The sequence below is a fragment of the Methanobrevibacter intestini genome (assembly GCF_047402955.1).
Classification (GTDB): domain Archaea; phylum Methanobacteriota; class Methanobacteria; order Methanobacteriales; family Methanobacteriaceae; genus Methanocatella; species Methanocatella intestini.
Genome location: NZ_CP187956.1, coordinates 1,666,651 through 1,681,291, shown reverse-complemented (window position 1 = coordinate 1,681,291; position 14,641 = coordinate 1,666,651). Strand labels below are relative to the sequence as shown.

12 protein-coding genes are annotated in these 14,641 nt (G+C 30.4%); 2 read left to right on the top strand and 10 right to left on the bottom strand.

What is annotated here, in order from left to right; translation table 11 throughout:
* Positions 1-5: 5 nt before the first annotated feature.
* The 6 genes from cysE to ACMC9J_RS07900 all read right to left on the bottom strand — a co-directional run bounded on the left by cysE (position 6) and on the right by ACMC9J_RS07900 (position 7,466).
* A complete protein-coding gene (gene cysE / locus ACMC9J_RS07925) occupies positions 6-719 on the bottom strand; it encodes a serine O-acetyltransferase (protein WP_019264186.1) in 714 nt (237 codons plus the stop codon).
* Positions 720-809: 90 nt separating this feature from the next.
* Complete coding sequence (gene cysK / locus ACMC9J_RS07920) at positions 810-1,757, bottom strand: cysteine synthase A (RefSeq protein ID WP_304160715.1); 948 nt, start codon at positions 1,755-1,757, stop codon at positions 810-812.
* 146 nt (positions 1,758-1,903) lie between these two features.
* The gene (nth, locus tag ACMC9J_RS07915; protein WP_019266232.1) at positions 1,904-2,533 is read right to left on the bottom strand and encodes an endonuclease III; all 630 of its coding nucleotides are present in this window, start codon (positions 2,531-2,533) and stop codon (positions 1,904-1,906) included.
* Between the two features lie 8 nt (positions 2,534-2,541).
* Complete coding sequence (aroA, locus tag ACMC9J_RS07910) at positions 2,542-3,858, bottom strand: 3-phosphoshikimate 1-carboxyvinyltransferase (protein WP_427003191.1); 1,317 nt, start codon at positions 3,856-3,858, stop codon at positions 2,542-2,544.
* A 67-nt stretch (positions 3,859-3,925) separates the two neighbouring features.
* Complete coding sequence (locus tag ACMC9J_RS07905) at positions 3,926-4,645, bottom strand: SAM-dependent methyltransferase (protein WP_427003190.1); 720 nt, start codon at positions 4,643-4,645, stop codon at positions 3,926-3,928.
* Between the two features lie 103 nt (positions 4,646-4,748).
* Positions 4,749-7,466, bottom strand: a complete 2,718-nt coding sequence (locus ACMC9J_RS07900; protein WP_427003189.1) for a valine--tRNA ligase — start codon at positions 7,464-7,466, stop codon at positions 4,749-4,751.
* 447 nt (positions 7,467-7,913) lie between these two features.
* Here ACMC9J_RS07900 and ACMC9J_RS07895 point away from each other — a divergent pair, with 447 nt between their 5' ends.
* A complete protein-coding gene (locus ACMC9J_RS07895; RefSeq protein WP_427003188.1) occupies positions 7,914-8,273 on the top strand; it encodes a hypothetical protein in 360 nt (119 codons plus the stop codon).
* A gap of 25 nt (positions 8,274-8,298) precedes the next feature.
* Positions 8,299-9,960 (top strand): phenylalanine--tRNA ligase subunit beta, encoded by a 1,662-nt coding sequence (gene pheT / locus ACMC9J_RS07890; RefSeq protein WP_427003187.1) that lies wholly within the window; start codon positions 8,299-8,301, stop codon positions 9,958-9,960.
* Positions 9,961-10,072: 112 nt separating this feature from the next.
* On the opposite strand, the gene ACMC9J_RS07885 is transcribed toward pheT, so the two are convergent.
* From ACMC9J_RS07885 to ACMC9J_RS07870, 4 genes are all read right to left on the bottom strand, one after another.
* Positions 10,073-10,255, bottom strand: coding sequence for a hypothetical protein (locus ACMC9J_RS07885; RefSeq protein ID WP_427003186.1), 183 nt, complete (start codon positions 10,253-10,255; stop codon positions 10,073-10,075).
* A gap of 2 nt (positions 10,256-10,257) precedes the next feature.
* On the bottom strand, positions 10,258-10,671 hold the full coding sequence (locus ACMC9J_RS07880) for a secondary thiamine-phosphate synthase enzyme YjbQ (protein ID WP_019264194.1): 414 nt from the start codon (positions 10,669-10,671) through the stop codon (positions 10,258-10,260).
* Positions 10,672-10,997: 326 nt separating this feature from the next.
* Complete coding sequence (locus ACMC9J_RS07875) at positions 10,998-12,452, bottom strand: ATP-binding protein (RefSeq protein WP_427003185.1); 1,455 nt, start codon at positions 12,450-12,452, stop codon at positions 10,998-11,000.
* Between the two features lie 247 nt (positions 12,453-12,699).
* Positions 12,700-14,526: a NosD domain-containing protein gene (locus ACMC9J_RS07870; protein ID WP_427003184.1), complete on the bottom strand. Its 1,827-nt coding sequence runs from the start codon at positions 14,524-14,526 to the stop codon at positions 12,700-12,702.
* Between the last annotated feature and the right edge of the window lie 115 nt (positions 14,527-14,641).

Below are 14,641 nucleotides of genomic sequence, written 5' to 3'. Positions count from 1 at the left end.
ATCTCCTATTTTTTCAATAAATCATCCAATTCGTCTTCATCATCTTCAGCTAAACAAATTGAATTTTTTTCATATAATATCTTAATGTGTTTATCATTTTCTTTAAGATGCTTTGTAAGAGTATTAATTGCATCAGCTACTGGATCTGGAAGCTTATTATGATCTAAATCAACAGTTTTATGGTGAATTTCAATATTTTCTGCATTTTTACTTCTAACAATTCTTCCGGGAACTCCGACACATGTGGAATCCGGAGGAACATCTTTTAAAACAACAGCACCAGTTCCTATTTTAGAATATTGGCCAACAGTAATATTACCCATTACTTTAGCTCCAGCACCAATAATTGCTCCTTTTTCTATAGTTGGGTGTCTTTTAGTTTTTTGTGTGCTTGTTCCTCCAAGAATTACTCCCTGATAAATAAGTACATCATCACCAACAATTGCAGTTTCTCCAACAACAACACCCATTCCATGATCAATAAAAACACGTTGACCTATAGTTGCACCAGGATGGATTTCAATACCTGTTAAAAATCTGGCTAAATTTGAATTCATTCTAGCCAATAACTTTAAAGAGTGATTCCATAGATAATGGCTGACTCTATGCATAATAATAGCATAAAAACCAGGATAACATAAAAATATCTCTAGAGTACTGCGTGCTGCCGGATCCTTCTCCTTTATTGTCTTGATTTCACTCTTTAATCTACCAAGCATTAACAAACCCCAAATTGTATTTAGAATATGTATATCTATAAAAATATAACATATAGTATATACATTTTCTATAATACATAATATATAAATTTATTCAAATAACCAGTCAACAGATAAATATCTTGAACCGTCATCAGGTAAAATAGCCAATATTCTTTTACCTTTATTTTCATCCCTTTTAGCTACTTGAATTGCAGCCCATGTTGCTGCTCCAGATGAAATTCCTGCAAAGATTCCTTCTTTTTTAGCTAAATCAAGTAAGGTGTTACCTGCATCTTCATCTTTAACAGGTATAATCTCATCAATAATATCAGAATCATAAATAGACGGAACAAAACCTGCACCAATACCTTGGATTTTATGAGGACCTTTAACTCCTTTTCCTAAGGTTTGAGAAGACTCAGGTTCAACAGCTATAATTTGAACATCAGGATTTTCCTCTTTTAATACTTTTCCAATACCTGTGATAGTTCCTCCAGTTCCTACACCAGCAACTACAGCATCAATTTTACCTTCAGTATCTCTTAAAATTTCTTTAGCAGTAGTTTTAGAATGAATTCTTGTATTAGCTTCATTATCAAATTGATGTAAAACAATACCATTTGGAATTTCTTTTTCCAATTCATCAGCTTTAGCTATAGCTCCACCCATACCTTCTGAACCTGGAGTTAATACCAGTTCTGCTCCAAAGATACCTAACAATTTCCTTCTTTCAATAGACATGGTTTCAGGCATGGTTAAAATTAATCTGTAACCTTTAGCAGCTGCAGCAAAACCTAATCCAATACCGGTATTTCCACTAGTTGGTTCAATAATTACAGAACCTTCTTTAAGCAAACCTTTTTCTTCAGCATCTTCAATCATTGCAACTGCAACACGGTCTTTTACACTTCCAGTTGGATTGAAAGATTCCATTTTTACATCTACTTCTGCATCTAAATCTTCAGTTATATTATTTAATTTTACAATAGGAGTATTTCCAATAGCATCAATAACACTATTTAAAACTCCTCTTTTTAATTCTGGGACATTTACCATAATTATTTCTCCTAATTAATCTATTTAAGGTATATTATAAAGGGTTATCATTAATTGTTATATTTTGGAATACCTAATATAACAATAGTTATTGTTTATAACTAATGTTATATAACAATGTTTTTATTTATAAATGTTTCGGAAAATCAGCAGTAATCACAAATATCTGATATTGGACACATTTCACATTGGGGACTCATCGGTTTACAGATAGTCTGGCCAAACTGAACCATTAAATCATTTAATTTAATCCATAATTCCTTAGGAGCTATTTTAGCTAATTCCACTTCTGTCTGTTCAGGTGTTTTGGTATTTACCAAACCAATCCTATTGGAAATTCTATGAACATGAGTATCAACAGGAATAGCTGGAAGTTCAAATGCATAAACCAGAACACAGTTAGCGGTTTTACGGCCAACACCAGGAAGCTCAACCAGCTCTTTTAAATTATCCGGAACTTCTCCCCCATACTGATCAATTAAAATCCTTGAAACTTCCTTAATTCTAGCTGCTTTTACACGGTAAAATCCGGAACATCTGATTAACTCTTCAACATCATCAGTTGGAGCATCCACAACTTCATAAATGTCTTTATATTTGCCAAATAAGTTTTTAGTAGCCTGATCTGTGTTTTCATCTCTGGTTCTTTGAGATAAAATTGTTCTGACTAAAACCTTGTATGGATCATTATTTAGAAATTTTCTAATTTTATATAACTTATTTAACTCATCAACAATTTTAATAACCTTATCAGTTTTTGTTAGTTCCAACACCAAACCACTTCCTAAATTAACTCCAGTTCAACTCCAATTTCTGCCATAGCTTCAATAAAATTAGGAAAAGACACATCAAAAACTTCCCCATTCGTAATTTCTATATCATGTTTCAGACCAACTAAAGAAAATGCCATAGCCAATCTATGATCTTTATGTGAATCAACAGTACCTGAATGGATTCCACCTTCAATAGACATGCCGTCTTCAAATTCTTTTAAATTACATCCTAATTTCTCAAGTTCTCTGCATGTAGTATCTATTCTATCTGTTTCTTTAACTCTGGCATGTTTAACACCAGTAATGTTAGTAGTTCCATTAGCCAGAGCTGCTAAAATAGCTACTGTAATTAATAAATCAGGAGCATTTGATAAATTAACATCAATTCCTTTTAAATTACCTTCAGATGAAATTTCAACATAATCATCAGATATTTCTATTTTTGCACCCATCTGTCTTAAAATATCCAATATTAATTTATCCCCCTGTTTGGAATCTTTAAATAAATTTAATATTTTAGCTTTCCCACCATAAATAGCTACAGCTGCCAGCAAATAAGACGCTGATGAATAATCCCCTTCAACTATATAATCACAGGATTTATATTCCTGTTTAGCTATGTTAAATTCATCAATGCGGCAGTTTTTAAATTCCTTATCACAGTCATCATGGCGTATATAAAATTCATTTTTAATTTTAACACCAAATTTAGCCATTATATCACAGGTCATATTTACATAAGGACGTGACTTGAATTCAGGAAGTACAAATAAATCAACACCCTTTTCAGACAAAGGGGCAGAAATTAGAATTGATGAAATAAATTGGGAACTGACATTACCTAAAATACTAGTTTCACCACCCACATAACCTGGTTTAATTAAAATAGGTGCTTTTCCATTGCCGTTGATGGAAGTTGCATTTACACCTAATGAAGCTAATGATTCTGTTAAAATTTCCATAGGTCTTGTCTGTAAAGATTCATCTCCTGTTAAAATAACTTCATTGTCAGCTAAACTAGCTATACTGGTCATTAATCTTAAAGTAGTTCCTGAATTACCTAAATCAATAGGAACTTCTGATGAATTATGCAATTTACCATTGGTTCCAGTTATTTCCAGATAATCATCTTTTTTAGTAATATTTGCTCCTAAAGCCCTGCAAACATTAATAGATGATAAAACATCCTGTGAAAAAAGTATATTATAAATTTTAGATGTTCCATTAGCTAAAGATGCCAGTATAACTGCTCTATGAGAATAACTTTTAGAAGGTGGTGCTTTAACCTCACCTCCAATATTGGAAATATTTTTAACTTTAAGATTCATTGTTATCAATCTTATTTACCTTATAATAATTATTATAGTTATCTGATTAATTAAGTTAAATAAAAAATTACTCTTTTCTTTGAAGTACAATAGATATGAAATTCAGATATTTGCAGGCTCCTGCATCAATAGCTTTTTTATCACCTGCAGCATATTCATTGTCACAATTAATCCAATCCTGCCAAAGTTCTTCATTTCCTTCCATCTGTTTAATTGAAATAATCCTTGATTTATCAGATTTATCAACTATATCTTCCCAATAATCCATATCATGAATATAATCCAGCTGTTCCTCATTCCAGGAAAGCAATAATTCGTCAGGCAAATCGTCATGACAGTCTTTTTTCATACCCGGAACTGCAATATACACATAACCTCCAGGTTTGATAAACGGAATTATTTTTTCATCTAAAAAGCTTGAATCTCTTCCAAAGTAATTATAGGAATCTGTACAAATTATTGCATCAAAAAATTCATGAGCAAATGGCAGATCATTAGCATCCGCTTTGATAGGAATTATTTCATCACCTGAAAGCCCCATTTCATCAAAAAATTTCTTGTTTTCTGTAGGATCACTCCACAAATCAGTAGGGAAAACTTTAAAGCCATATTCTTTTACAAGAAATACTGAAGTTAAACCATTTCCGCTTCCTAAATCCATCACAGCAGCAGAATCTGAAATATTATGATTTACTAATAATTCTTCAACTAGTTTTAAAGGATTCGGACCCATAATTTTATTTTCAACTAAATTTTTATCATACTTTATTGATTTCTCATAATTCAATGTAATCACTTAAAAAAATTGTTAATTTAATAAAAACAAATTAATTTTAGATAAAAGAAGAATAAAAAGTTTACTGTTAAAAAAAATAAGAATTGAAGTAAAATTATCTCATTACTTCAACAATAACATCTAAATTTTCAGACTGCAAGATATCTACTTTTTTACCGGAAGCTCCTACAATTTCTTTTGAGATGTTTAATAAATCTTTACCCACAACAATATCTCCAATAGCTAATTCGCCAGATTCTTCTAATTCACCAGCTATTTTTTCAATATCAGTGGATTTTAAGTAACCGATGATTTTTCCGGCATCTTTTTTAAACATCGGTCCGATTTGAGACATGTCAGGTTCAACTTCAATGATTTTTTCATGAACTTCAGGTTTTCCTGTTTTAATAGACAAATCATCAATTTTAAGAGTTCCTTCAATATCCTGTGAAAATTCATCAAATATTTCAACTAAATTCTCATCATTAGTATAAACATTAACTTCAGACAATTGAGCGTTAAGAGGTATTTTTGAACTGGATTTGAATCTTCTTACTTCATCAATTAAATCTACAGTGATATTACCTTTGTTTTCGTAATCTTCACTTACTAAATCCTCATTAACTTCCGGCCAGGAGGTTTTATGAATAGATTCTCCATCACCAAAGTATTGGTAAACTTCTTCTGCAAAGAATGGTACAATTGGAGACAATAATTTCAATGAAGTTTCAATAACATTTCTTAAAGTGTATTTAGCTGCTTTTCTTGATAAATCACTTACATCATCATTGTATAATCTGTATTTTACTGCTTCAATGTATTCATCACAGAAATCATGCCAGATGAATTTTTCAATTGATGTAATTATAGTTGCAAAGTCATAATTTGCAAATGCATTATCTACAACTTTATTAAGGTTATTTAACTTAGATAAAATCCATAAATCAAGAGGATCAAAGTTACCTTTTATTTCATCGTAGCTTACCTCTTCATCAAATATCTGCATACTGATGAATCTGAATGCATTCCAGAATTTTCTTAAGAATCTGTAACCGTGTTTAATGTCTTTCCAGTCAAATATTACATCTGAACCAGGTACACTGTTAGCTGCCCATGTTCTTAAAGCATCTGCACCGTATTGCTCAATTACTTCATCAGGAGCAATTACATTTCCTCTGGACTTACTCATTTTGTATCCGTCTTCACCAAATACCATACCATTGATTACAATATCATCAAATGGTTTTTTACCTGTTAAAGCAAGACAACGAAGTGTTGTATAAAATGCCCACGTTCTGATAATGTCATGTCCTTGCGGACGGATATTAGCTGGGAAATTGTTTTCATAACCTTCGTTAGGCCATCCTGCAATTGAAAGCGGTGAAATAGAACTGTCCATCCAGGTATCTAAAACATCTTCTTCTCCAATAAATTCCTCACATCCACAGCTGCATGCTTTTTTAGGTTTATCATGAGTTGGATCAACTGGCAAGTCTTCAACATCAGGAAGCATTACTTTTCCACAATCTTTACAGAACCAAACAGGTATAGGAGTTGCAAATAACCTTTGTCTTGAAATACACCAGTCCCATTCCATAGAATCTGCCCAGTTAATCATACGGCTTTTCATATGTTCAGGAACCCAGTTCATTTCTTCTGCTGCATCTTTAGTTTGCTCGATTAATTTATTTACAGCTACAAACCACTGTTTTTTAACTAAAATTTCAATAGGAGTTTTACATCTCCAGCACTGACCAACATTCTGATCAACTTTTTCCTGTTTTAAAAGGTATCCTTCTTCTTTCAAGTCTTCAATAGTTTTAGCTTTACAGGTAGCTAAATCCATTCCTTCATATCTTCCGGCAGCTGCAGTCAATCTGCCTTTTTCATCAATAGCATCAATAATTTCCAGATTATGTTTATTTACCCAAGCTACATCTGTTTTATCCCCGAAAGTACAAACCATTACTGCACCAGTACCAAATTCAGGATCTACTTCTTCATCAGGATAAATTTTTACTTTCTGATGAGATAAAGGTACTTCAACATATTTATCAACTAAATGAGCATATCTTTCATCATCAGGATGAACTACAACAGCTACACAAGCAGACATTAACTCAGGACGGGTAGTTGCAATCATAACCCCCTCATCTTTAGGATTGGCCTCTTTACCTGAAACTTTAGAACTGGTTATATCATCATAAGAATCTTCCATAGCTGGCGGGAAGTTGACATAGTTTAAAAAGGTTTCATTATCACTATACTCTACTTCTGCAAAAGCAATAGCTGTTTCACAACGAGGACACCAGTTAACAGGATGTATTCCCTGATAAATCAATCCTTCATCATACATTTTTAAAAAGGAATACTGTGTCCTTTTCATGTATTCCGGAGTCATTGTAATAAATTCACGGCTCCAATCCTGTGAAAAACCTAAAGATTGCATTTGATTTTTCATTTTAGCTATGTTCTGGGTAGTTAACTCAATACAATACTCTCTGAACTTAGCTCTTGAAACATCATTTTTCTTAATTCCATGAGTTTCTTCAACTTTAACTTCAGTAGGAAGACCATGGCAATCCCATCCCTGAGTAAATAGAACATCAAAGCCTTTTAATCTCCTGTATCTTGCATTCATATCAATGTAAACCCAATTTAACACATGTCCTAAATGAATAGAACCAGTTGGATATGGCGGTGGAGTATCAATTATATATCTAGGTTTAGTTCCATCACCGAGGAATTTATAAAGCTCCTCATCTTCCCATTTTTGCTCCCAAATCTTTTCTTTTTTAAAATCATAGTCTTTAGGAATATTCTCATTTGACATATCTTTTCTCCAAATAATTAAATAAAAATAATATTATTAAATATGTATTTCTTTATTTAAAAATATATAAGAAAAATTTAAATTATCCGAAAATCTTTTTTGAAATTTTGTTGAATAAAACTAATATTTTAAGATGCATTCCTCATTTACACATCCATACGGTTTAGTGCTGTTATCCTACTGAATTTTCATTTTATTTTTATTTAACGATGGATTTCAAGAGGTATTTAATTTCTTCATTAATATCTCATTAGATAAATTCAGTATTCCAGAATTTAAAAACCATATAACAGATCAGTAATTAAAATAAATCAATATGCAACTTCTACTGTAAAAAAATTAGAAAAATTTCAACAGAGTCAGAAACTTAATAAAAACAGATACTTTAATAATGATTAACTACACTAAATAATAAATGTATAAAAGAATATAAAAGGACTGTTAAAAATGGAATTATTATGGTTTTATGTTGCAATCGTACTAGCTATAAGCGACACAGTCCACACCCAAATCGTGTGGAAAATCTTTAATAAGTTCTACCTTATTTTAGGAGGAATAATTAACAATTCAGTAAATGCTCCATGGAAAACATGGATTATACATGAATTAATGGAAGCAGGATTCCACTTTATTTTTGTGTCAATAGTATTTTTAAATTTAGAAATAGGAATATTAGCAGCATTTATTCATTTTGTAATAGATGTAAGCCACACATTACTTATTAGCAGTCATATGAATGAATTAGAACACAGGTCATTACATTTTGTAATTGAATCATTATTCTTCATAGCTATTTATGGATTATAAAAATAATTTTATTGGAGTATATTAAATGCCAGTTATTACATTCAAATATCAAGATTTAAAAGATTTAGGAATAGATATGGAAAAAGACGAATTAATAAACACTTTACCAATGATGTCAAGTGATATTGAAGACTTTGATGATGAAGAAATTAAAGTGGAATTTTTCCCGAATCGTCCGGACAATTTATCTGTAGAAGGAGTTGCCAGATCTTTTAAAGGCTTTATCAATCAGGAAACCGGACTTCCAAAATATGAAGTTGCACCATCAGATGAAAGTGTAATTGTAGATGCTGAAGTGGCTAAAATCAGACCTTACATTGCCTTTGCAAAAATCGAAGGTGTTGATTTTACCGGTGATAAACTTAAATATATTATGGATTTTCAGGAAAACCTTCACTGGGTAATCGGAAGGGACAGGAAAAAAGTAGCTATTGGTATTCACAATGCAGATGTTGTATCCCAGCCATTCCATTATATAGCTACTCCTAACGATGAAAATGCATTTGTTGCTCTTGAAAAAGATACTCCAATGACTCCTGAAGAAGTATTAACCCAGCATGAAAAAGGAGTTGCTTATGCTCATCTTCTTGAAGATTTTGATAAATATCCTTTAATTTTAGATAAAGACAATCAGGTACTTTCCATGCCTCCAATCATTAATGGAGAACTTACAAAAATTGATGAAAATGTAAAAAACATTATTGTAGATGTAACTGGAACTGATGAACGTGCAGTTAATCAGTGTTTAAACATTATCTGCAGTTCATTTGCAGAAGTCGGCGGAAAAATAAAAAGTATGGAAATTAAATACGAGGATAAAATCATAACTACTCCTGATTTAACTCCTCAGGTAAAAAATGTCCATGTTGATGTAGCTAACAGTTTAATTGGCGGAACTGACTTAAATGCTGAAGATATACAACAGCTATTATCTCAAGCACGTTTTGACTCAGAAATATTAAATGACAATGAATTGAAAGTTTATATTCCATCTTACAGAATAGATATTCTTCACGAAGTGGATGTTGTTGAAAACATTGCTGTACAATACAGAATTAATGATGTTGAAGCTAAACTTCCAGACATTTCAACAATAGCTTACGAACATGACTGGTTCAGATCAGAATCAATTATGAGAGAAGTTATGATCGGATTAGGATTTCAGGAAATTATGAGTTTAATGCTTACTAATGAAGATGCACACTTCACTAAAATGAAACAAAAAGAAATCGACCATGTTCAGGTAGCAAGACCGATTACAATTGACAGAACCATGATTCGTACAAGCTTAATCAACAGTTTAATGGAATTCTTAGAAGACAATAAACACGAAGATTTACCTCAAAAGATATTCGAAATAGGTGATGTCTTATATATGGATGAAACCCAAGAAACCAAAGTAAGAGCTTCTAAAAAACTAGCTGGATTAATCTGCCACTCAAGTGCAAACTTTACTGAAATCAAATCTGTTGTAACCAGCTTACTTCAAAACTTAGGTTATTCCATGGAAATCAGTGACAGCGACAATTCCAGTTTTATAGCTGGAAGGGTAAGTGATGTAAAAGGAACTTCAGCTAATGGAAATGTATCCGGTTTCTTTGGTGAATTCTCCCCTGAAGTAATCACTAACTTTACTCTAGATTATCCGGTAATCGGATTTGAAATTGAATTTAACCCACAGGAATAATTCAATTTTCTAATTTCTCTTTTTTTAATTTTATTTTATCAGAGGATTTAAAGATAAATCAATTTCATAAAGCAATTTTTCCAATTATTAGGCAATTTAGATAATTAGCCCTTTAATACCACAGTTTTTTCATTTGAACATCAATTTCAGAGTAATTTACATCAGGATTATTCTGAGAAGAATTGTTAACTGAAATGTTTTGTGAATCTTCACCATATTGTGGCATTTGTTCAGCAGCTATCAAAACACCGCCAACAGCTATAATTACAATTAAAAATAAAACCCATTTATTCATAGTTATTCTCCAATTAAAGTTATGTTAACTATCCTATTATGTCTTGGTCCATCTAATTCTATAAAAAATACTGATTGCCAAGTTCCTAAATTTAATTTATTGTTATATATTGGAACAGACTCACTAGAAGAAAGTAAAAATGATTTTAAATGAGCTTTAGCATTATTATCAATATTATCATGTTTATAACTAAATTTATTAGAAATTATATTGGATAATGCAAATTCCAAATCTTCAAGTAGGCCTTCCTCATTTTCATTTACGCAAATAGCTGATGTAGAATGTTTAGAAAATAAATTTACAATTCCATTGCTGACCTTGGAATTAGTTATTATTTCATTAATTTTAGATGTTATGTCAATAATTTCAAAAGTCTTATTTGTATCTAAATTAATCTCAATATTTTCAATTAGCATTATAAAAATATTATATGAAACTAGTATTTAAAAATTAAAAAACAAATCAATACAGTGAAACTTAAATAGTTTTTTAATTTTTTGGCTTTGCAGACTTATTCTTGAGTTAGTAATTTATTTTCAAAGCAGAAAAAATCTTTCAGATTTTGGTTTTGAAAAATCAATGCTAAAAAAAATAAAGAAATAAACAAAGATATCATTCTAATCATCATTTTAAGTATTTTTCTCCATTCAATCAACTTACTATTTATTTTCATTAAAGACTTTTGCAAATATAAGTTATTATATGACGTATTCAGTAAATTACTCAAAAACTCCCCCCCCAATTACATAAACGCAAATGTTTCAGGAGGTAAATAAATAATATTGTCCTCTTTGGCAATATTTGATTTGGTATTTGAAATAATTATACCGTGAGGAGAATTATATGTACTAATAGCACGTTTAATTTGACTTTTATCCTTTTTACCACAGCTTACTTCAATTGGAATAGGTTTTTCTAATCCTCTTTGAACAATAAAGTCAACATTTTTCCCACTACTTTTTTTATTGCTGTCATCATAGTATATTTTATAATTTATGTGATTTTTATTATCCAAATCATGGAAACTTGAAGCTACATAAGTTTCAAGCAGTTTTCCCATATATGCTGTTTCATCCTCAAAGGTAGCATTGCCTATATTTAATATAAGATTATGTTTTAAACTTGATGTTGCAAAAAAATATTCATAAGGTTTTGTTGTTCGTTTTACTGATGAAGTAAAGGGTTCAATATGAAATATTAATTGTGTTTTTTCAAGAATATTTAATACTTTAGTGACTAAAGCAATCTTGGCATCAAAATGATTTGAAAGAGAACCTTTTGAAACTTCACCAGGATTTTGAAAAGCAAAAAAATTCAAAATCTGAAAAGCAAGATATTGTGTATCATTATTTATACCTTCAATATTGGCCATATCCGTTGTAACAACTTTATCCACCATATCAACAATTTTTTTAGTTATATCATTAGTATTTTGATAAAATGAAGATGGAAAACCTCCAAATTCTAAGAAATTCTTCAATTCATACATATCATAGTTTGAAAAACTTGAATATATATTAATTATTCTTCTTTCTAAATCGGCAATATTTTGCACATTTCCGTCAAAAATCATTTGAATTAATGACTCTGAAATATCATTTTTAAAATTTCCATATTTTAATTTTAAATGTTCTGAATATGTTAACGGGTAAATTGGAATATTTAATAATCTCCTTGCAGCATCAGGATTATAAGAAAGTTTTAGTGCAGATGATCCACTGAAAATCATAAAAATATTTTTAGTGCCGTCAAATATTAATTTTCCATTTAACGCCCATTCTTTATCATACTGTGCTTCATCAATTAAAAGGAATACCGGTTTAGATAATGTTTCAATTATTGAATTATGATATGTTTCCAAATAGGAATTAACAACATTAAAAATATCAGCATTACCTATTTTTTTTAATCGGTCACAGGAAAAATACAAAATATTTTCAGGAGATATCCCTTTTTCTTTTAGAAGATATTCATATACCTGAAATAGCAGAGTTGTTTTTCCAACATCACGCACCCCAGGTAAAACAATAAAACGATTTATATCTTCCCCTTCAAGAAAATTATCAATATATTTTATAATATTATCATAATCAGAACGTTTGTTAAATTTTTTATCTTTGTATGTTAACTCCTGATTTAATTTCATAGGTACTGACAATATTTGATTTCTAATATATTTATTTTGCAATTCGTTCATTGTTTTGCCCCCTCAAAATAATAATTATTATCATATATAGTCATAGTTATTTATATATACTACTATTTTTAACAGTTATAGTTATTTATATATAACTAACCTTTTAATCACCATAGTTTTAAAATTTAACTTTACATCTTCATTTAGTTTATTTGTATCCAAATTAAACCTAATATTTCCAATTATGAAAATATTATATAAAACAAGTATTTAAAAATTAAAAAAAGAAAAATGAAAAAAATGTTTATCACATTTTATTTTTACGTTTATATCCTATTACAAATAAAACCAATAAAGCAATTACTGCAAGAATAATAACTCCAGAACTGTTCTGAATTGCTTTAGCTATTTTATTTGGAGATACTAACTCATAAGATTTTCCTTCTTTTGATGAACCGTCATCACTTGGAGAATCACTGCTGCTTGAAGATTTTGCTGAACTCTGATCTCCGTTAGCCATAGCATCTTTACCGCTTAAAGATTCATATTTCTGATAGTAATCAGAACTATTTGTTCCAAGGTACTGTGAAAATTCATCAGAGTTTTTGATATTTGCAGAACCGCTGTCGCCAGAAGAAGTTGAACCATCACTAATTACTGAAGAATTGGTATTTCCACCAGAAGCATCTCCAGAACCAGAATTATCACCAGTTTTATCACCTGAATTATCACCATCAGTATCAGAAGGTTTGCCGTCAGATCCTGTGTTATCTTTATTACCAGAATCAGAACTTCCGGAATCATCCTTTTTATTATAGGAAGTTACTTTCTGTTTTATTTTTTTAACTTCCTGATTATGTTCTCCGCCAACCTGAATTTCAACCTGATGGTCAACATTAGGATCTGCTTTAATTACTGCTTTACCATTCTCCAAAGTTGCAGTATACATATTACCGTCAACTTCAACCTGAACTGAAACAGTTCCGGCTTCTTTTACTGGTGTATCTCCTTCAACCATTTGAATTCCTATACCATTAGGTAAGGATATTGCATTTAATCTTAGGATTTTTGCAAGCAATAACGGACAGACAAATGTATTTTCAGGGTCGTCAGAATTGAAAAAATTCGGACCTAATGTAATCATATTTTGTAAAGGATTGTTTTTAGCCTGAAAGTTTTCATTATGTGCAAATGAATTATAGGACACATAAACTCCATTATTAGCTACTGCACGATATGAATCCCCAAATAAAAGACCATTACCAGATTCAAAACCACCTAATTCACAGTTGGGGTTTTGAATATTGTGGATAAGAGTATTTGCTTTAATTTCATCCCCACTGGATTGACAATTTACATAAATACCATTTGTATTATAATTAAGGAAATTATGAGTATAGGAATTGTTAAAAGATTTGCCGTATAATGAAATTCCGTTAAAACTATTATTACAGCAATAATTTGAAGTTATATTGGAATTATCAATATCATAAATCTCAATTCCTGATCTGCCGTTAAACATCATTGTGTTATTGGCTACATAACAATTGGAAACATTTTGAAGCTGAAGTCCGTTTTCCTTAGCTTTATTTAAAACATTTCCCCATAAAGTTATATCATTAGAATCTTTAACCAGAAGATTATTTCCAGCACCAACAATGGAATTTCCCTTAACAATAGTATTATCCGAATTATCAACAATAACTCCGTAATCAGATGATGCAGCTATAATATTAAATCCTGACAATACACTGCCGGCACTATTTTTTGTGAAATAAAAACCAAAAGTTTTATCAGTATTTAACTCCTGAACTTTATTGGACAAATCACCAGATGTATAAATCGTACTGTTAACATTAGAGACAATATTTACTTTTTTGTCAACAACTAATGAAATCCCCTTATATTCCTTGCTAACAAAATTAAAGGTATCTCCCTGTCCAGCATTATCCAACATTGACTGAATATCATTATTGGACAAATCAGAAGAAACATCATAGACAGTGCCTTCCACAGCAACATCATCATTACTAAATTGTAATTCATCAGCTCCGTAGACAGATGAAACTAGGATTAAACCTAAAAGACATATGATAAAAAGATTTAACAATTTTTTATATTTCTTTTCAACCATATCAATCCACCATCAACATACATTATAAATCAATAATTATATTGATTAAAAATGTATATGAAAATCAAAGCATATAAATATTTTCAATAATTTAAAACACTATAAACCAGATTAA